Source organism: Rubritalea squalenifaciens DSM 18772, assembly GCF_900141815.1.
Classification (GTDB): domain Bacteria; phylum Verrucomicrobiota; class Verrucomicrobiia; order Verrucomicrobiales; family Akkermansiaceae; genus Rubritalea; species Rubritalea squalenifaciens.
This window is the reverse complement of the sequence record NZ_FQYR01000002.1, coordinates 201714-220908: the sequence shown is the minus strand read 5'-3', so window position 1 is coordinate 220908 and position 19195 is coordinate 201714. Positions and strand designations below refer to the sequence as shown.

14 protein-coding genes are annotated in these 19195 nt (G+C 54.5%); 9 read left to right on the top strand and 5 right to left on the bottom strand.

Translation table 11 applies throughout. The annotated features are described in order from the left end of the window. Positions 1-8 precede the first annotated feature (8 nt). The gene (locus BUB27_RS00925) at positions 9-491 is read left to right on the top strand and encodes a DUF5063 domain-containing protein (protein ID WP_143157658.1); all 483 of its coding nucleotides are present in this window, start codon (positions 9-11) and stop codon (positions 489-491) included. Here the strand turns inward: BUB27_RS00925 and BUB27_RS00920 are convergent. Beyond that, positions 488-1966 carry a DUF1501 domain-containing protein gene (locus BUB27_RS00920; RefSeq protein ID WP_143157657.1) on the bottom strand — a complete coding sequence of 493 codons (1479 nt, stop codon included), beginning with the start codon at positions 1964-1966 and terminating at the stop codon, positions 488-490. The two genes, BUB27_RS00925 and BUB27_RS00920, sit on opposite strands and share 4 nt — an antisense overlap. Before the next feature lie 12 nt (positions 1967-1978). Further along, positions 1979-4882 carry a PSD1 and planctomycete cytochrome C domain-containing protein gene (locus tag BUB27_RS00915; RefSeq protein WP_143157656.1) on the bottom strand — a complete coding sequence of 968 codons (2904 nt, stop codon included), beginning with the start codon at positions 4880-4882 and terminating at the stop codon, positions 1979-1981. A gap of 220 nt (positions 4883-5102) precedes the next feature. Between BUB27_RS00915 and BUB27_RS00910 the strand changes: the two genes are divergently transcribed. Both BUB27_RS00910 and BUB27_RS00905 read left to right on the top strand, forming a co-directional pair. After that, positions 5103-6626: a sulfatase family protein gene (locus tag BUB27_RS00910; RefSeq protein WP_143157655.1), complete on the top strand. Its 1524-nt coding sequence runs from the start codon at positions 5103-5105 to the stop codon at positions 6624-6626. 129 nt (positions 6627-6755) lie between these two features. Further along, positions 6756-8192: a sulfatase gene (locus BUB27_RS00905; RefSeq protein WP_143157654.1), complete on the top strand. Its 1437-nt coding sequence runs from the start codon at positions 6756-6758 to the stop codon at positions 8190-8192. 217 nt (positions 8193-8409) lie between these two features. Here BUB27_RS00905 and BUB27_RS00900 read toward each other — a convergent pair whose 3' ends face one another. Then, complete coding sequence (locus BUB27_RS00900; RefSeq protein WP_143157653.1) at positions 8410-9216, bottom strand: response regulator transcription factor; 807 nt, start codon at positions 9214-9216, stop codon at positions 8410-8412. Between the two features lie 416 nt (positions 9217-9632). Here BUB27_RS00900 and BUB27_RS00895 point away from each other — a divergent pair, with 416 nt between their 5' ends. From BUB27_RS00895 to BUB27_RS00885, 3 genes are all read left to right on the top strand, one after another. Beyond that, on the top strand, positions 9633-11021 hold the full coding sequence (locus tag BUB27_RS00895; RefSeq protein WP_143157652.1) for a sulfatase family protein: 1389 nt from the start codon (positions 9633-9635) through the stop codon (positions 11019-11021). Positions 11022-11117: 96 nt separating this feature from the next. Continuing rightward, positions 11118-13334: a glycoside hydrolase family 88 protein gene (locus tag BUB27_RS00890; RefSeq protein WP_159434717.1), complete on the top strand. Its 2217-nt coding sequence runs from the start codon at positions 11118-11120 to the stop codon at positions 13332-13334. Positions 13335-13432: 98 nt separating this feature from the next. After that, positions 13433-14122 (top strand): 3-keto-disaccharide hydrolase, encoded by a 690-nt coding sequence (locus tag BUB27_RS00885; protein ID WP_143157650.1) that lies wholly within the window; start codon positions 13433-13435, stop codon positions 14120-14122. Positions 14123-14175: 53 nt separating this feature from the next. On the opposite strand, the gene BUB27_RS00880 is transcribed toward BUB27_RS00885, so the two are convergent. Then, a complete protein-coding gene (locus BUB27_RS00880) occupies positions 14176-15243 on the bottom strand; it encodes a GntR family transcriptional regulator (RefSeq protein WP_143157649.1) in 1068 nt (355 codons plus the stop codon). Between the two features lie 381 nt (positions 15244-15624). Here BUB27_RS00880 and BUB27_RS00875 point away from each other — a divergent pair, with 381 nt between their 5' ends. Further along, on the top strand, positions 15625-15837 hold the full coding sequence (locus BUB27_RS00875) for an RNA-binding protein (RefSeq protein ID WP_143157648.1): 213 nt from the start codon (positions 15625-15627) through the stop codon (positions 15835-15837). Between the two features lie 83 nt (positions 15838-15920). Here BUB27_RS00875 and BUB27_RS00870 read toward each other — a convergent pair whose 3' ends face one another. Then, positions 15921-16532 (bottom strand): hypothetical protein, encoded by a 612-nt coding sequence (locus BUB27_RS00870; protein WP_159434716.1) that lies wholly within the window; start codon positions 16530-16532, stop codon positions 15921-15923. A 101-nt stretch (positions 16533-16633) separates the two neighbouring features. Here BUB27_RS00870 and BUB27_RS00865 point away from each other — a divergent pair, with 101 nt between their 5' ends. Both BUB27_RS00865 and BUB27_RS00860 read left to right on the top strand, forming a co-directional pair. After that, positions 16634-17950, top strand: coding sequence for an alpha/beta fold hydrolase (locus BUB27_RS00865; RefSeq protein ID WP_200797037.1), 1317 nt, complete (start codon positions 16634-16636; stop codon positions 17948-17950). A gap of 66 nt (positions 17951-18016) precedes the next feature. Continuing rightward, positions 18017-19192 carry a S16 family serine protease gene (locus BUB27_RS00860; protein WP_143157646.1) on the top strand — a complete coding sequence of 392 codons (1176 nt, stop codon included), beginning with the start codon at positions 18017-18019 and terminating at the stop codon, positions 19190-19192. Positions 19193-19195: the final 3 nt, after the last annotated feature.

The following is a 19195-nucleotide window of genomic DNA, read 5'->3' as shown; positions in this document are numbered from 1 at the left end:
AGTATCTCATGTCGCTTGCCATAGAATCATTCGTTGAGAATGCCCGCACGTATTGTGAATGGGTAGAGGCCGACAATCATGATCTACTGACTGTTCGTCAGCTCATCTTGTCCTTGATGACTAGCATCCCCTCTTTGATTGTGACTGATAAGTCAGTGGAGAGTGAAGATGAATACGACTATGACACAGCCAGTTGGGAAAGGATTCACAAGCATTTAGCGAACCTTCCCTTCCAGTATTATCAGATCACAACTGCTCCATTGAATGTGGATGATTCCCAATCAAGTTGTGGTGATCTTTGTGATGACCTTGCAGATATTTATGCTGAGCTGAAGCATGGCCTTTCGGCACTGGATGCAGGAGATGGCATCTACGCACTTCAACACTGGAGAGACTCTTACCATCAGCACTGGGGAGAGCACGCATCAGCTGCATTCTATGCGATTGATCACTACTATCGTAGCACATGTCGAGAGTACCACATCTATTAAGCCAGGATGCCCTTGATCACCTTGGCCTTGTTGACGCCGGTGAGCTTCTGGTTCAGACCCTGGATGGGGACGGAGAGTTTCTCGTGGTCGTAACCTAACAGATGCATCAGGGTGGCGTGGAAATCGTAGGTGTGTACCGGATCTTTCACGACCTTGTAACCGAACATGTCGGTCTCTCCGTAGGAGAATCCTTTTTTAACGCCGGCGCCAGCCATCCAGATGGAGAAGGCATTCGGGTTGTGATCGCGACCGGCGAAGTTGCCAGCCATGCCACCGCGGTTTTCCTGCATCGGGGTACGTCCGAATTCCCCGCCCCAGATGACGAGAGTATCCTCTAACAAACCACGTTGCTTGAGATCGGTGAGTAGAGCGGCGACAGGTTTGTCTGTCTGCTGGCACTTGTTTTTGAAGCCGTGGTTGAGAGCTTCAGTTTTGTTGGAGCCATGGGAGTCCCAGCCCCAGTCGAAGAGCTGGACGAAACGCACGCCGTTCTCGACCAGCTTTCTGGCGAGCAGGCAGTTGTTGGCGAAGGATTCCTTGCCTGGCTGGGTGCCGTAGAGTTCGTGAATGTACTCGGGCTCGTCCTTGATATCCATGACCTCAGGCACGGCAGTCTGCATGCGGTAGGACATCTCGTACTGGGCGATGCGGGCCAAGGTCTCCGGGTCCCCTACTTGATCGTAGGTGGCTTTGTTGACGCCATTGAGCGCATCCAGTGCGCGGCGGCGGATGTCTCTGGAGACACCCTGCGGGTTCTGCACGTTGAGGATGGGGTCACCACCGGAACGGCACTGCACACCCTGATAGACGGAGGGCAGGTAGCCGGAGCCCCAGAGGGAGGCACCCACACGTGGTAGACGGCCACCGGAGAGGAGCACCATGTAGCCGGGAAGGTTGTCATTGTCTGAGCCCAGACCGTAGGTCACCCAGGAACCGATGGATGGGTGGCCGAGCAGCTGATTGCCGGTATGGATCTTCAGCTGGGCCGGACCGTGGTTGAACTGGTCGGTCTGCATGGTGTGGATGAAGCAGAGGTCATCCGCGTGCTCGGCGAGGTGTGGCATGCGGTCGGAAATGTAGGTGCCGCTCTGACCGTGTTGCTTGAAATCATAGACCGGTCCAAGAATCTTTGGTACGCCCTTGATGAAGGCGAAGCGCTGGCCTTCCAGGAACTCGGACGGGCAGTCCTTGCCATTGTACTTGATCAGGTCCGGCTTGTGCACGAAGAGCTCGTACTGGCTGGGAGCACCGATCATGTGGATGTAGATCACGCGCTTGGCCTTGGGGGCAAAGCTCGGGGCAATGGGGGCCAGAGGTGACTCAGGATCGTGCTGGATGGACAAGGGGGATCCCATGGCCTTGTGCCCCTGCAGGGCCAGCCACATGGAGCCCAGACCTGTGGCGCAGTCACGCATGAAGTGACGGCGTGTGGTCAGATCGAGTTGGTCGTCGTAAAGTTTCTGGAAAAGGTTCATGTGTCTGAGAGCTTATTTGGTGAGGCTGGCATCCAGATTAAGGATGAGTGAGGCGAGCACGGTGTAGGCGCCACCATCCGCGGTGCCTGCCATTCCTTGCAGTTGATCGGGGTTGTCCTTGTAGCTTTGTTCGATGTCCTTGTAGGCATCTACCAGCATCTTGAGAATTTCCGGGTTCGGACGGCGGGAGGTGGCTACGCGGTAGCCGGTGGAGATCTTCTTCTCCACGCTTCCCTCGGTATCGTATTTCATCACGCGGGCCAGACCCTGGGCGAATTCCGCAAAGGCTGGATCGTTCAGCGTGGTGAGTGCAGCGATCGGCGTGTTACTGACCAGTCGGCGCTTGGTGCACAGCTCGCGGGATGGGGCGTCGAATGACATCAGGGCTGGATACGGGATACTACGCTTCCAGTAGGTGTAGAGGGAGCGGCGGTAGCGGTCAGGCTGGCCTACTTCTGGGGTTTTCCATTTATCGCCGCCATAGAAAGGCTTCCACACGCCCGGTGGCAGTGGTGGATAGACCGGCTTGCCAAACATTTTTTCTGCATACAGACCGGACACGCGCAGGCCTGCATCACGCACGGCCTCGGCGCGCAGTCGGCGGCGTGGTGCGTAGGAGAGGTAGGTGTTACGCGGATCCAAGGAGCGTTTGCTCTCCCCTACCTCAGCTGTCTGGCGGTAGGTGTTAGACATGACGATCTCCTTGATGACCTGCTTGCGGCTCCAGCCGTACTCACCCTGGAACTTCATGGCGAGGTAATCTAACAACTCAGGATTGCTCGGTGGTAAGCCGGAGGAACCGAGGTCTTCGAGTGTCTCCACGATGCCGGTACCGAAGAGCTGCTGCCAGAGGCGGTTGACTTCCACGCGTGAGGTGAGCGGGTTTTCCTCAGAAGCGAGCCAGCGTGCCATGTCCAGACGGTTGGCCTGCTTGCCAGCGACTTTCATTTTCGGGAAGCTGTTCGGTGTGGCAGGAGCCTCGATGATTTTACCTTTCTCCAGCCAGTTCCCTTTCTCGAAGAGGTGCGTCTTGCGGGCAAGAGCCGGGTCACGCTCTTCGATCACCGGGATCGCCGGGCCGTTGATGCGGTTGTAGGCACTGCGGGCGGCCTGCATGGCCTTGAAGCTAGCCTGGGTATTCGGGTCCTTGGCCCAGTCGCCCAGTTTCTGGTTCGCGCTGGCTTCCACCCGCAGGCGATTGGCCACGAGCGGTGTGTTGACGGTGTTGTGGTTAAAGGTCAGCTGGATCTGGAGCTTTTCTCCCTCAGCCAGCTTGATTTCTTCGCTAGGCAAGAGAATGGCCCAGCGTGGGTGGAAGTGCTTAGTCCAGGGACCCCAGCCATTGCGGCTCTTCTTGTTGAGTGTGTCTTCCGGCGTGAGGGTGGCCTCCATGGAATCCGGAATGATGTAGGCGATCTGGCTGGCTGTCTTTTTGCCTTCAGCATCCACGATGAAGAGCTCCGCGCTGCTGACAGGAGCCCCCCAGTTAGGAGTGGAGGCGGCTTTGGCCCCGTCCTTGGGAAGGAGGGTAACGCGCAGAGCCTGAAGTGCGGCTGCGGATTCAAGGTTGATTTCAAAGCGTGTACCTTGGGCTACGTTGCCCACGGTGCGGACCTCCTCCACACCATTGACCTTGGCAATCTCTGCCTTGCCCTTGTTGGTGTTCACGCCAGTCATCTGGCCATCCTTCCAAGATTCGCTTTGCGCGAGAGTGCGGGCGGCACCATAGAACTTCTCCTCGGCAGAGAGCTTCGCTTTCAGTAGCTCGGTAGCCTTGGCGTATTCTGCCGGGTCATTGGGGACCTTCAGAGTTGGGAAACGGTTGGAGGTATCGGCATCCTTGGTGTTGTTGAAGAAGGCGGCGAACTTGTAGTATTCTTCTTTCTCAAAGGTGTCGTAGGGGTGGCTGTGGCACTGCACGCAGCCAAAGGTCTGTCCTTGCCAGACTTCCCAGGTGGTGTTGACACGGTCCAGCACGGCGGAGACGCGGAATTCCTCGTCATCGGTTCCTCCCTCGTTGTTTGCCTGGGTAAGGCGGTGGAATACGGTAGCTACCCGGTCACTGTGGCTTGGGTTCTCCAGCAGGTCACCAGCGAGCTGCTTGATGGTGAAATCGTCATAAGGCATGTCCTCGTTGTAGGCGCGGATCAGCCAGTCGCGGTAAGGCCAGACGGTACGTGGCATGTCCACGCCCAGTCCCTCACTGTCGGCATAGCGGGCGAGGTCCATCCACACAGAGGCCCAGCGCTCACCATATTTCTCAGAAGCGAGCAGGCGGTCGACAGCGGCTTCCCAAGCCTGCTCCGGGTTGTCCGCGAAAGCTTTTTCAAAGGCATCAAGTTCCTCGATGGTAGGAGGCATGCCGATCAGGTCGAAACTGAGACGGCGCAATAGTTCAGCAGCTGATCCTGGCTTGGCCGGTGAGAGCCCCTTCTCTTGCATCTTGGCAAGGGTGAAGCGGTCGATATTTCCATTTGGCCACTTGGAGTCCACTTGTGGAATCGCGGGCATCTTTGGCTGTTCGAAGGCCCAGTGGACCTCCCAGTCCGCCCCTTGCTTGATCCAGTTGCGCAACAGGGTGATTTCTTTCTCGTCCAGCTTGTGGCCGTGGGCCGGTGGCGGCATCACATCATCTGGGTCGTTGGTCAGGATGCGGCGCATGAATTCTGAAGCATCTGGATCCCCGGGTACGATGATGCGTTTGCCGGACTCACCCTTGCCGAGAGCTTTGTCGCGATAAATAAAGGACACCCCTCCTGCCATTTGCACACCACCATGACAGCCAGTACAGTTCTTGTTCAGAATCGGCCTGACCTCTTCGTTGAAATTGATCTTTCCACTTTGCGCGTGGGAGACGCCAGATCCGAGGAGGATACTCCCCAGTGTGAAAGCTGTGATGTGTTGATAGTGAGGCATGTGTGTTACTAAGAGAGACTAGTCTGCAGAAATTGCAAGGTGCTGTATGATACGAGCATCATATTTTATAATACGCGACAAGATTGATTTAAATTAACGTCTGCTGTCCAAGTTATACACTTCTGTGGTGTAGTATGAGCAAACTTAGGTAAAATGAAGGACTCTTGTCATCACCAGCGTAAATGGTCAGGAGTCATCTACCTTGATCAACCATCCACTTATGAAGCTATTCCATACACTGACAGCTCTGGCCCTCTGTAATCTGGCCTCCTTGGCCGCTGAGCGCCCAAATATCATCTTTATCCTGGCGGATGACATGGGCATTGGCGATGTCTCCCATACCACTGGCAAAGCCGCCACTCCGGCGATCGACCGCCTCGCCGCCGAGGGCATGCGCTTTACGGATGCCCATACCTCCTCAGCCGTCTGTACGCCGACACGCTACAGCGTGCTGACTGGGCGCTACAACTGGCGCACCCGCCTCAAGAAGTCGGTATTCTTCAAGCCCCAGGACAAACCGCTCATTAAGGAGGGTGAAACCACCGTAGCTTCCATGCTCAAGGAAAAGGGCTACCACACGGCCTGTATCGGCAAGTGGCACTTGGGAATCGGCTGGCAGTTTCAGAAGGACTACAAGAAGGAAAAAGGCCACAAAGGCATGGGCTGGGATGTGGATTATTCCAAGCCTGCGGTCACGCCGACCTCACACGGTTTCGACTATTTCTACGGTATCCAGGCCTCACTGGACATGGCGCCTTACGTCTACATCAAGAATGAGAAGGCGGTGAAGCCGGGCACCGTGGTGAAGGCATTCCATCGTCCCGGAGCGGCCGCAGATGATTTCGAGGCCAATCAGTGCCTAAAAGTCTGGGCGGAGCAGTCCGTGCAGTACATTGACGAGCGTGCTCAGGAGAAGGACAAGCCCTTCTTTCTTTACCTTCCACTCACCTCCCCGCACACCCCGATTGTTCCCAGCAAGGACTGGCAGGGTAAATCAGATATCGGCAAATACGGCGATTTCCTGATGGAAACGGACTGGGTGGTCGGTCAGGTGCTACAGGCGCTGGACAAGCACCAGCTCACGGACAATACCCTCGTGGTCTTCTCTACCGACAACGGCTGTTCCCCGGCTGCGGGTATCCCGAACCTTGAGAAAAAAGGCCACAAGCCGAACGGTGACCTGCGTGGCCACAAGGCAGACATCTATGAGGGTGGCCACCGCGTGCCCTTCATCGTCCGCTGGCCGGGCAAGGTGAAGCCGGGCAGTGAGACCTCCCGCCTGACATGCCAGACGGATTTCCTGGCGACTTGCGCACAGATCAATGGAGTCGAACTGAAGGCGGATGCTGGTGTGGACAGCATTTCCTTCCTGGAGACTTTGAAGGATGGATCCAAGGCGGAGCGTAGCGCGATTGTCAGTCACTCCATCAATGGCTCCTTTGCCATCCGTCAGGGAGACTGGAAGCTCTGTCTTTGCCCGGGTTCCGGCGGGTGGTCTGCTCCCAAGCCAGCCCAGGCGTGGAAGGGTGACCTGCCGATCGTCCAGCTCTTCAATTTGAAGGAGGACCCTGCCGAGAAGAAAAACCTGCAATCCGCCCATCCGGAGAAAGTGAAGGAGCTCGTCGAGCTGCTCGCGCAGTATATCAAGGAAGGTCGCTCTACCGAGGGAGCCAAACAGGCCAATGATGGAGCCATTCCCTTCCGCAAGGAACTGCTGGAGGCCTATCCCGTCCTGAATCAGTAAGCTAAGCTTTCCAGAGCCCTGCCATGACTCTGGCAGGGCTTTTTTTGTGCACGTCTGGAGGAAAAATTCGCCCAGAGGACAGAAACTTGTCATGATCCGGGTACTATCTGGACTCTGCTGCCGAGTATTATGAGATTTTTCACGCAAATTATCACGATTGTCTTAGGTCTGTCCGCTCTGAGTGGGGCGGCCGAGAAGCCCTACAACGTCCTCTTCATCATCGCGGACGACCTGACCGCGACGGCTGTCTCCAGCTATGAGAACAAGGCCTGCAAGACGCCGAACATCGACAAACTGGCGGCTGAGGGCGCGCGCTTTACCCGCGCCTATTGCCAGTTTCCGGTTTGCGGGCCGTCCCGTGCCTCTTTCATGAGCGGCTACTACCCGCATGGATCCGGCACCATGGGCTACGTCAGCGGGCGCAAGCAGATCGGTGACCGCCTGACCTGGTCCCAGTATTTCCGCCAAAATGGCTACAAGGCTACCCGTGTCAGCAAGATCTACCACATGGGCGTGCCCGGCGACATTGTCCGGGGCAGCAACGGCAGCGATGATGCAGCCTCCTGGGATGAGCGATTCAACAGTCAGGGGCCGGAAGTCATGGCTCCGGGAGACGGCGAGAGACTGGAGCGCAATCTTAATGGCAAGGCGCCCTACGGTAAGGGAAACCACCTGGAGTACGTGATGGCGGATGGTGATGACCTGGTGCACTCCGATGGCAAGACCGCAGAAAAAGCTTCTGCCCTGCTGCGTGCACGGGACAAGGACAAGCCCTTCTTCCTGGCGGTCGGCTTTGTCCGCCCTCACGTTCCCTTTGTCGCTCCGCGTGACTACTACAAGCCTTACCCCTGGCAGAAAGCTGTGCTTCCACCGAAGGTGAAAGGCGACTGGGACGACATCCCGAAGGCTGGCATCAACTACAAGACCAGCAAGAATCTCCAGCTCAATGAAGAGAAGGAAAAGAAAGGCATCGCCGCCTATTACGCCAGCGTTTCCTACATGGATGCCCAGCTGGGCAAGGTCATGAAGACTCTTGAAGAAGAAGGTCTGGAGGACAACACCATCGTGATCTTCACCAGCGACCATGGCTTCCACCTCTGTGAGCATGACTTCTGGATGAAGGTGAGCCTGATGGAGGAATCCGTCCGTGTGCCGCTGATCATCAAGGTACCGGGCATGAAGCCAGTGGTGAGTGACTCCTTCGCCGAGCTGGTCGATCTCTACCCTACCGTGGCCGAGCTATGTGGACTGCAGATTCCGGAGAAGATCCAGGGCAAGAGCCTGACTAAAGTACTGGAAGACCCCAAGGCCAAGGTGCGTGATGCCGCCTTCAGCGTGAACGGGGGCTCCTTCCTCCTCCGTACGAACGAATGGGCGCTCATCATGCACGGCAGAAAAGGCCAGAAAGGCATCCAGCTCTACGACATGCAGAAAGACCCCGGCCAGTTTACCAACCTTGCCAAAGATCCCGCTCACCAAGAGGTCTTAAAGCAGATGCAGGCCGCCCTCGAAACCAAGATCAAAGAGGTGCAGAGCAGCGATATCATGCTGGAGAAAAAGAAGTAAGCATCTCAAGTACTGAGACAGGCTATCCGGCAAGTGGCTGATTCCGCCATCGCCACTCACTCGCCCATCTTGGTGCTCTCATCTATTAGATCGACTCCCAGGGTATCCGAGCGGTGGACTACCAAGACACGGAGCATTACCAGGTTACCAAGGCTTTCCTGGAATCTCCCGATCGGATGCTGGCGGAGATCTTTGCAGATTGAGTAGGCTTGGCTCTCTAGTTGCCGTTCGCTGGCCACTGCTTGCGGTGTACCATTGTGAGCAGGCTCATCCGGTTTTCGGCCTGATACTTGCTTAGGATATGCGTCACGTGCTTTTCTACTGTGCGAGAGCTGATCCCCAGAATGATGCCGATCTCCGTGTTGGTCTTGCCGGCAATCAACTGCATGAAGACCTCCTGCTCTCGGGCTGTGAGAATGTTGCATCCTAGTTCCGGATGGTTCATAGGTTCGATGACCGCTAACCTGCGGCAGACAATCTCCAGGTGATCACGCAGTACCGCTACCATCGTCCGCTGTTCTTCGCTAAAGGCGCTGCAGGAGTGCACAGTGAGGGTGACCCCGCGGCTGTCATTGGCATGCAGCTGGGTCAGCAGCTGGTGGTGGATGGCAATGTGCTGATAGACCTCATGCCAGATGGGTACTTTGCGTAGCTCCTGCTCAGTTTTGAAGTCGGTGAAGCTCCAGACATTCTTGTCCTTGCCGAGGTTTCCTATCATACCCAGACCTTCTACGATTGGATGGGTGTGGATGAGCTCATTGACCACGGGCACCAGCGGGTGGCAGATGCCTTCGTAGCCGCTGGTGACGGCCACTTTATCGAGTTGGATCTCTTCATCGTGCTCGTTCCAGACGACCCACTCTGCACCGATGATTTTAGGGATTAAATCTGCCACGATCCGTTCGAGCGTCGGGATGCTCTCGGCGGCGTGGATTTCGGTAACGACTTGGTTGATTTTCTTCCATTGATGATGACTGAGTCTCGTCAACGGAGGTCCACCTTGGGGAGGATTGGGGGGGGACATTCCAGTAGTGTAAGCTTTAGGGAAAATGCCTGTCAACTGTTCTCAAACACGACTATGAATATTTCTCATGATGCGTCCAGACGCTGTAAACACGGGGCTTTGAGCCCTGTTTCATATACGTAGCCTTACCCATTGTAACAAGCGTTTGTATGGTCTAGCTTGGGAGGTGCAAATTCAAGCATATGGAGGTCATTGTGTGGGTCTTCTATGGCTTTTGCAGATAGTATGAGTGGAACTAACGTACTATCGGACCGGATGGTATCGGCCCCCCCCGTCGCTATCATCCGGTCCACCTTTCATACTCCAGCTTATGGTCTCTTTGCTCTCAGGAGTGTGTGGAATTGATAAGTGACTAACTTTTCGTCAGTATGGATATTTCCTACTAAGAGTAGGCTGCACCCATCTCATCCAATTTTATGTTCAAACTACTGACGACATTCCTGTGCCTATCGCTCACGGCTTCCGCTCTTGAGAAGCCAAACATCATTCTGGTCATGACAGATGACCAGGGCTGGGGCGATGTAAGCTATCACGGTCACCCACACCTGAAGACGCCTAACATTGATGCTCTTGCAGCCGAGGGAATGAAGTTAGAGCGTTTCTATGCCCAGTCTGCGGTATGCTCTCCCACCCGTGGAAGTGCCCTAACCGGGCGGCATCCGGACCGCTACGGCATCTATTATGCCAATGTCGGCCACATGCTCGATAAAGAGCTCACCCTCGCCGAGTTGCTCAAAGAGCAGGGATACGCCACAGGCCATTTCGGCAAATGGCATCTGGGAACAATGACCAATGAGATCAAGGATGCGAACCGTGGCGGCGTGAAGAAGGATGAGTTCTCCCCACCATGGAAGCACGGCTTCGAGCGCTGCTTTTCCACCGAATCCAAGGTGCCCACTTGGGATCCGATGCTTGTGAGAAAACAGCAGAAGGACAAACGCTTCTGGAATGCTATCCGAGAGGGCGAGGAGACTGAATTCTATAATACCCGCTATTGGACGGAGGATGGCAAGCCGGTGGACCCTGCTAGCCTGCGCGGCTGTGATTCGAAACACATCATGGATCATGCGCTACAGTTTGTAGACGAACATGGCGGCAAGAAGCCTTTCTTCATGGTGATCTGGTTCCACGCACCTCACTGGCCTGTAGTGGCCGGGCCTGAGTACGCGGCCATGTATGAGGGCCACAGTGATTTTGAAAAAAACTACTGGGGCTGCATCACGGCCGTGGATGACCAGATGGGAAGACTGAAGAAAGCTCTCGCGGACAAAGGCCTGGCGAACACCATGCTCTTCTACGCTTCGGACAACGGGCCGGAGGGAAATGCCGCTCCCAAGGCTAAGAACCACGGTATTGGCACGGCTAAAGATCTTTCCGGTAGAAAACGCAGCCTCAAGGAAGGTGGCATCCGTGTCCCTGGATTCCTCTACTGGCCTGCCAAGATTAAACCGGGACAAGTCTCCCAGATGGCCACCTGCACTTCAGATTACTTCCCGACGGTGGTTGATGTGTTAGATTTGAATCCTTCGCCTCAGCAGCCGATCGATGGCGTCTCTCTCCTGCCGCTGATAGAGGGAAAAACCGAGCAGCGGACTTCCCCACTGGGCTTTGCCATCCAAAAGCAAATCGCCTGGATGGATGGCCAGTGGAAGGCTTATTCTCCGGATGGTGGTAAGAGCTGGAGTCTCTATGATCTCATCAAAGATCCCAGTGAAAGTACGGATCTCTCAAAACAACATCCTGAAAAACTACTCAGCATGAAAGAACAAGCGATGCGTTGGAAGTCCGGATTACGGAATCCGTAGACAAAATCATTAATACAGCTCTGTCGCTTTCCATGTGGCCAAATGTCGTTATATTCAAAGCAAGTCTGGCGTTTAAAAAGCAATAATACAGATATCATGACAAACACACGAACTCTCTATTCACTGACTTTGGCAGCTACCCTTGGTGGAAGCCTCTCACTACAAGCTGAAGAACCGGCGGAGCTCGATGCTTTCTCGCCGGATGTTACCGCGGAAAGCATCCTTAAAGTTTCCAATGCGGTAGCTGATTGGCAATTGGCTCATCCACACCGCTACAAGGACTGGGAGTGGACAGAAGCCGCCCTGTGGACAGGAATGATGGCGCACTCACAGACTACGGGAGACTCAAAGTATTTTGAGGCCATGCGTACGGTTTCCAAAAACTTGAACTACACTCTTGGGCCACGACCAGGCCATGCGGACGACCATTGCGTGGGTCAACTGCATCTCTGGCATTACTTGCGAGATGAAATCCCTGCCCAGTTAGAGACCACCCGGAGCGGCATGGATGACTACATCGCCCAGCCTCACGACGAGTCCCTGGAGTGGGTGAACCACATCCACATGCGTGAGTGGTCCTGGTGTGATGCTCTCTACATGTCTCCACCTACACTGGCCATGCTGCACGCCGCGACAGGAGATGAGAAGTACCTAGAGTCCATGGATAAACTCTACTGGAAGACCACGGACTACCTGTTCGACAAGAAGGACGACCTCTTCTGGCGTGACTCGAAGTACTTTGGAAAAAAGGAAAAGAATGGCAAGAATGTCTATTGGTCACGAGGCAACGGCTGGGTTTTTGCCGGACTCTGCCATATCCTGCAGCACATGCCTGAGGATCATGCATACAGACCAAAGTATTTGGAGCTGTATAAGAAAATGGCTGCCAAGCTCAAGTCGATCCAGTTAGAGGACGGATCCTGGCATGCATCTCTGCTGGATCCAGATAGCTTTCCTTCTCCTGAGACCTCAGGCACGGCATTCTTTGCCTATGGTTTCCTCTGGGGAATCAACAATGGCATCCTTCCTGAGTCCGAGTACAAGCAGGCCAGCTTCAAGGCTTGGGACCGCCTGGTGAAAAATGTTCACGCGGACGGCAAGCTGGGATTCATCCAGCCTGTGGGTGAAGATCCACGTCAGGTCACTATCGACCAGACAGAAGTCTATGGGGTTGGCGGATTCCTGCAGTGCGCGCATGAGCTGCACAAGTATCTGGTGCTCTCCGGTTCCAAGACAGCTGAACTGAAGGTGACGAATCCTAGTGATTTTGTTAGATTGAATGAAGTCATTTCCCTGGACTGGAAAGTGGCCAAGAAAAAGCTGCCCGAAATCACTGCGGAGAACGCAGCTGTTAGGGATGCCGTACGTGGCTACTTTGTCCCGACTCAGATCGTGGATGAAAACCAGGACGGCACACCAGAGGCACTCCTGTTTCAGGTAGACCTGACTCCTAATGAGAAGCGCAGTGTGCAGCTCTGTGCTGTTGGTGATGTGAAGCCATCCTTCCAGCCTAACCAGCTCACCGCCCGCTTTGTGCCTGAGCGCAAAGATGATTTTGCCTGGGAAAATGACCGCATTGCCTTCCGTGCCTATGGTCCCGCCCTTGCAAAGGAAGGTTCTCGTGGAGGCATCGATGTCTGGACCAAGTCTGTGCGCACCCCAGTGGTCAATGAGTGGTACAAGAAGGGTGAAGAGCACTATCACACGGACAATGGGACCGGCCTAGATGGTTACAAAGTAGGACCAGGTCTTGGCTGTGGAGGTCTCGGCTATCTGGATCCAGCGGGCAAGCTAGTGGTGAGCCCGGTGTACGCGAAATACAAAGTGCTCGAGACTGGCCCGCTGCGCCTCAAATTCCAGCTTAGTTATGATCCTGTGGAAGTAGGTCAGGCCAAGGTGCAGGAGACCCGTACATTTACCATGCTTGCCGGGCAACATGCCTTCAAGGTGGAGTCCACCTTCAAAGTAGAGGGGGATGCCAAGGGGATTAAGCCAGTGGCAGGACTCAGTACCCGTGGCAAGAAAACCAGACCTAGCGAATACTCTGGCCTCTACACCATCTACTGGGATCCAGTGATGGCCAAGGAGCACGGCCACATCAGCACTTTTGTCATCAACAACGATGATGCGCTGAATGGCTACAAGAGCCAGCAGTCTCATTTGCTCAAAGTTCTAGCAGCTGATCTCAGCAAGCCAGTGACGTATCATGCCGGTGCTGCCTGGGAAAAAGTGGATGTGCCAGGACCTCGTACCCTTGGCCGCAAGCTTGCTTACCTGCACCACGAGCTCAATCATCCGGTCACGGTGGAATAGACTTCGTCGTTGAATGAAAACGACTCTTGCGCAATATAGGCACGGTAGGATCGTAAAAATGATACTACCGTGTCATCAATTCATGCGGATTTAAGATTATGAAATTCACCACACTAGCACTCGCTCTCGTTTGTGCACCGCTCGTTGCTTGCGCTGCGGATGAGACAAAGACTACTCAGGAAGAAAGCAAAGCGGTTCCTATTTTTGACGGCAAGACCCTTAACGGGTGGAAGAAAGTCGGCGGATCTGGAGAATTCAAGGTCGAGGATGGCTGTATCGTCGGTTTCGGCAAGAACGTCCGCGGCAATACTTTCCTCCGCACCGTCAAGGAGTACGGTGATTTCGAATTCACCTATGAATTCAAGTTTGATGATCTTACTGGCAACTCCGGCCTGATGTTCCGCGCGGCGCAGAAGCCTGGCGAGAACGGCCGTGTCTTCGGCTACCAATGCGAGGGGGACAACACCAAGCGTGGCTGGTCCGCAGGCCTGTTTGATGAAGCCCGCCGCGGCTGGCTCTTCCCTGTAAAAAATGGCGATGAGCACAAGTTCCACCGCGAGTGGTTCTCTGCGGAAGGTAACCGTGTTTTCAAGTTTGATGGCTGGAATACTTTTAAGATCCGCTGCAAGGGTAACCACATCCAGACCTGGCTCAATGGCGTCAAGCGTGTCGACTTCGTAGACACAGACAAGGAGAACGACACCCGCAAAGGGTTCTTCGGCCTCCAGGTACACGGCGGCAAGTCATGCAACGTTCGCTGGCGTAAGCTCGTGATCCGCGAGCTCTAATTTTTATCAATAGCCCGGGCCGTGCGAGTTTCCTCTCAGGAAATTGGCGCGGCCTATTTTTTTTTCTCCCAGCTGAAGCGGCAGCCTACCTTGCGGTTGAAGGTGAGCGGCATTGGATGGTCTAACTGGGTGAGCCAGTCGCACAGGGCGCTGGCGTAGTCTTCATAAAGTGGCTGGCAGACGTAGGGTTTCGATTTGAAAAGCCTGAAGAGCGGTGTCTCAAACAGGCATAGAACCTCTACTTTGAGCCCCCGCTGCATGAAGTAGTGGGTAAGAAAGCACCACTGGTCATTCCCTAGGCAGATCACCGCCTCAGGCAGGCCATAGTCCAGGATCCTGGAGATGACGGATTCCAGGTTACTGTAATCGGTGTAAGGCAAGTGCAGTTCCTCGCGGTAGCGTAGTTGATGGGATGCGTAGATCTCTTCAGTCAGATGGCTCAGTTTCGCATGAAAGGCTTTGGTGGGATAGCTTGTTAGTATGGGGACGAAGCTTAATCCTAGCTGAAGGAGATGATGGATCAACTTGGCGAAGGTATCTGATATCGAGAGGGCCACGCTGGCGCAGCGAGAGTCCTCTATCAGCTTAGGACCCATCACGAGCATGGGAACATCAGGTCCAAAGGCTTCCCGGGCTTTATCATGCGCTACGTCGCAGGCTATCACTCCTTTGAGATTGGTAATTTGGCTGACATCTTCATGGCTTGGTAGGCTGAATTGGCTACCGTCTTTGACATCAATAGCGATCTCACGAAAGCTTGCCTCCATGGCGATGAGTTGTCTTAGACAGGTCTCATAGACTTCATTTGTTAGGGTGGACATCAGGTGCTTATACGGGCGCAGCAAGATGAGAGTATCGCTGGCTGAGTCTGGAGGGACTGCACCCAAGTGGATGTGCCGCGCTTTTCCCTTCTCTGCGGGATCAAGCAAGCCTTCTTGCTCGAGCTGCTCTAAAGCTTGTTTGACCACTAGCGTGCTCACGCCAAAGGTCTCACTGAGGGCACGAATACCGGGCAGCTCATGCGTCCACTTTTTTTCCAGGATGAGCTGCTTCAGTTTTCCAGCTAGTAACTCAGGCAAGCTGAGTTTCTCCAGCGGAATGCGGGGGAGTTTGTCTTTCATGGCAGATACACTATCCAATCTCCACTGTAGCACTTTTTAACACAGTCACGCAAGCTGCTTAGAGATTGTTGTTCATCATGAAAACATATAGAAAATGAGTAGGTTGTGTAGCCCCCGTACAGAACATTCCGAGTCTCAACGTTTCCCCCCGGTTGAGACTCGCTATGGTACGGAGGGCAGTTTTTTTTGGTGAGGTTCGAGAGCTAAACCACGATGTTATTCACCCCCAGAGGAGATTCGGCTCGCTGCTCGCTCCTTCGTTTTCCCTGATCTAAATTTTTGATTTACATTGACTAATGGTTCACTTCGGTGAAAGGCTCTCTCTGTACTCCCTGTATGGGAGAATTCGAATAACCAATAAAAACCAGGATAGGAGGCTAGATGCATAACAACGACCTGTTGCATACAGAAAAGATTCTCGCAGACCGTAAGATCTTTTTCTTGGATTTGAAGGAAAACGCCCGTGGCAAAGTGGTGAAGATCACTGAAGACGTGGGAGGAAACCGTGACACCATCATGGTGCCAGCGGATATCCTCGGCGACTTCATTGCTGCGTTGTCTGATATCAAAGCGACTGCTGACTCCTCAGAGTAGGCAGACCCGGCTCCACAGTAGGGGCGAAAACTCTCTCTAGAGCGGCGAGTAGGATCACCGCTCTATTTTTGTGGCGTCATGCCTCACTCGCTAGGTAGCACGACTGCGCCGCGTAGGCTCTCCAGCCGCTCGACCTCTTGAAGAAAGGCCAGCGAACAACCTTGGATGAAGAACCATCCATGCTGGCTCTCTTTCGCTCTCAGTCTGAGCCGGCTCTCCAGGATGAGTGAGAGGCCGCCGCTGAGTAGAAAGGCTCCTAGGACGAATTTCCATCCCCAGTCACCCCATTGGGTGTACATTAACAGGCTACCGTTGATTGTGCACAGCACTCCAACAATCGCGTAAAACCACTGTCGACCATGGTTGACCTGAGGCAGGTAGCTGAAGCTTACTTTACAGCGCCGCGTGGAACCTAACATCATGATGAGGTAGAGCGGGAAGAACAAGAAGCGGATCAGATTCAACCAGCGGGGACAGACGACCAAGGTCTCTGTTTTCCTCTCCATCCCCATGCTCTCGTTAGTGCCGATACAGCGGTATGGGAGTTCGGCAATCGGGGGCACGACCAGATGGGTGCCGTCCGTATAGACTAGATTCGGGTCGCGCTGAGGTGCTTGCTTGGCGCTCTCTGGCAGAGCGTAGGGAGAGGACGGATCCATGACTGAGGCAGCATGCTGGAGATATCCTGCGAGCACAATAGCCGAGTTGCCTCAAACCTTCACTCATCATTGTATTATCAGCACAGGCTCGTTTTTTCGGTGTGCAGAAAGGATTTAGCTCACTAAAGATAGAAGGTATGACGATTAAGACTGCTCCTTACATCACCTCCGCGATTCGTAAATTTGAAGGGATGGTCCTCAAAGACCACAAGTTTACGTTGCCTCTGGACTATGCCGATGAGGCGGCGGGATTTATCGAGGTATTTGCCCGCGAGGTGGTTTCCATTTCTAAGGAGCATGACGAGTCCTTGCCGTGGATGGTGTTTTTCCAGGGTGGCCCTGGGTTCCCTTCCCCTCGTCCTGAGTTGAACAGCGGCTGGGTTGGTGAGGCGCTTAAGACCCATCGTCTTATTTTGTTAGACCAGCGTGGCACGGGGCTCAGCTCACGTGTGCTTCCTCAGACGCTGGCCAAGTTCCAGTCTCCTCAGGAACAAGCTGAATACCTGACGCACTTCCGTGCGGACAACATCGTACGTGATGCGGAGGCGATCCGTAAGACTCTGGCCGGTGAGAGCACCAAGTGGGTGGGTGTAGGCCAGTCCTACGGTGGATTCTGTCTGCTGACTTACCTTTCCTTTTATCCGGAAGGTCTCTCTGGTGTGGCCATTACCGGTGGTGTGGCTTGTGTCTTGCGCAGGGCGGAAGACAACTACCGCCTGACATACGGGAAGGTGCTGGAGAAGAACCGTGAGTTCTACCGCCGCTATCCTGAGCATGTGGAGGGTGTGAAGAAAATCGTATCCTACCTGTCAGAGAATGAGGTCACCTTGCCGAGCGGAGGACGCCTCAGCCCACGCCGATTCCAGGCCCTGGGACTGGCCTTTGGCATGAGTAGCGGCTTTGAGCGCATCCACTACCTGATCGAGAAAGCCTTCGTGGAGGGGCCGGAGGGAGAGGAGCTGAGCTATGACTTCCTGGTCGGTGTGGAGCAGCAGCACGCTTTTGATACCAACCCGATTTTCTGCATCTTGCATGAGTCTATCTATGGCGAAGGCTATGCCACGAACTGGGCAGCCGAACGTCTGCGTGAAGAGTTTCCGGAGGTGGCCGTAGATACCGAGGGGCCATTCATCTTCACCGGGGAAATGATCTCTCCTACCATGCTGGATGACTTTGCCAACCTGCGTCCATTCAAGGAATGCGCCGAGCTACTGGCTCAGAAAGAGGACTGGGGCAGACTCTATGACATCGAGCAGTTAGGGCAGAATACGGTGCCAGTCGCGGCGATCTCCTACTACGCAGATATGTATGTACCGGTAGAACTTTCCCGTGAGACTGCCGACCACATTCCACGCTTCTACCAGTGGGTCACCAATGAGTGGGAGCATAATGGGATCGGTGTCGATGGTCCAAAGATTCTCAGGACCTTGTTAAACAAGCTGGAGGAGATCTAGCTTGTTGCCCACATGTTCAGAATACCATTGCCAAAAGCCCCTGCATGGCCGTAGCTTGGATTCAACATGTTTTGCCCAAGAAAACGTCTGAAAGCCCATGGAGCCTTGGCATTGGCCATGGCCAGCCTCGTGGCTCCCCTCTCGGCTCAAAAGTTGATGCAGACTTCAGTCAGGGGCCTTCTGGTCGTCCAGCTTCCGAATGGCAAACATGCAGGCTCCGCCTCTCAGCTGAATGCGACCGTTGTCCCCACGGATTCCCATTTCGAAGTCCGCTTCAACCAGGCCGTGGGAGAAATGATGTCTTCCTCGGTCAAAGAGGTGACCAAGTATCTTTCTGTCCAGTATCAGGACGAAATCCCTGAGGGCAAAGCTATCGAGCTGGGCTTTGCAGACAAGTACACGCCAAAAGACGGCCCTTCTGCCGCTGTGGCTTGTGCTCTGCTGGGGGATTCCATCCTCTCCGGGGACAAGCTCGACCCCAAGTTCGCGGTTACCGGAGACATGACGGCCACTGGTGCAGTCCAGCCCGTCGGTGGTGTGCCGGCCAAGGTCCGTGGAGCTGTCAGTAAGGGGGACGCAGAGATCATCGCCATTCCGGAGAATAATGCCGTGGCCATGGAGGATGAGTACATCATCTCAGGCCTGGAGTATCTCTACGCGGTGCAGATTTTCACCGTGAAAGAATTCAAGGACGCCAAGGCGCTGGCGGTTGCCGAGCGTGCAGAGGATGTCCAGAAGTCGATCGATGAATTCAAGATGGTGCAGAAGGCTCTCCAGAAGAATGAGAACTATGTAAAGCATCCCAAGGTCCTGGAGAAACTCCGGGAAATCTACAAGCTCACTCCCAACTGCCTCTCCGCCAAATTACTCTTGCTCCATGCGGCAGGCAACGGACCCAGACGTCTCTCTGCTGCTGGATCACTGCATGCTGTCGACAGCTGCTCAGATGCCATTTACGGGGCGCTTCAGAATGGCAGTTTCCAGAATGTTGCCGGTAATAGCGATGTGATTTTCAAGACCCTGAGTCAGCTCCAAAGGGTGCGCCGCAAACTCGACAAACGTACCGTGGAGTACTGCGATGCGGTGCTCGATATCGGACAGTGGATCAAGCTGCGTCGCAATGACAAGGTGCTCTCCAATGGAGATATCCAGGAAATCAACAGCCGTATCAACAAGCTGAAAATCGAAGCTGACAAACTGCGCAGCAACTCCAAGTTCATGGAAGAGATCCTGGGCGAGTAAGCC

What these genes read in the sequence shown, in the direction of transcription:
- BUB27_RS00925 (WP_143157658.1), top strand. Translation starts at nt 9, where the DNA reads ATGTCGCTTGCCATAGAATCATTCGTTGAGAATGCCCGCACGTATTGT.
- BUB27_RS00920 (WP_143157657.1), bottom strand. Translation starts at nt 1,966, where the DNA reads ATGAACCTTTTCCAGAAACTTTACGACGACCAACTCGATCTGACCACA.
- BUB27_RS00915 (WP_143157656.1), bottom strand. Translation starts at nt 4,882, where the DNA reads ATGCCTCACTATCAACACATCACAGCTTTCACACTGGGGAGTATCCTC.
- BUB27_RS00910 (WP_143157655.1), top strand. Translation starts at nt 5,103, where the DNA reads ATGAAGCTATTCCATACACTGACAGCTCTGGCCCTCTGTAATCTGGCC.
- BUB27_RS00905 (WP_143157654.1), top strand. Translation starts at nt 6,756, where the DNA reads ATGAGATTTTTCACGCAAATTATCACGATTGTCTTAGGTCTGTCCGCT.
- BUB27_RS00900 (WP_143157653.1), bottom strand. Translation starts at nt 9,216, where the DNA reads ATGTCCCCCCCCAATCCTCCCCAAGGTGGACCTCCGTTGACGAGACTC.
- BUB27_RS00895 (WP_143157652.1), top strand. Translation starts at nt 9,633, where the DNA reads ATGTTCAAACTACTGACGACATTCCTGTGCCTATCGCTCACGGCTTCC.
- BUB27_RS00890 (WP_159434717.1), top strand. Translation starts at nt 11,118, where the DNA reads ATGACAAACACACGAACTCTCTATTCACTGACTTTGGCAGCTACCCTT.
- BUB27_RS00885 (WP_143157650.1), top strand. Translation starts at nt 13,433, where the DNA reads ATGAAATTCACCACACTAGCACTCGCTCTCGTTTGTGCACCGCTCGTT.
- BUB27_RS00880 (WP_143157649.1), bottom strand. Translation starts at nt 15,243, where the DNA reads ATGAAAGACAAACTCCCCCGCATTCCGCTGGAGAAACTCAGCTTGCCT.
- BUB27_RS00875 (WP_143157648.1), top strand. Translation starts at nt 15,625, where the DNA reads ATGCATAACAACGACCTGTTGCATACAGAAAAGATTCTCGCAGACCGT.
- BUB27_RS00865 (WP_200797037.1), top strand. Translation starts at nt 16,634, where the DNA reads ATGACGATTAAGACTGCTCCTTACATCACCTCCGCGATTCGTAAATTT.
- BUB27_RS00860 (WP_143157646.1), top strand. Translation starts at nt 18,017, where the DNA reads ATGTTTTGCCCAAGAAAACGTCTGAAAGCCCATGGAGCCTTGGCATTG.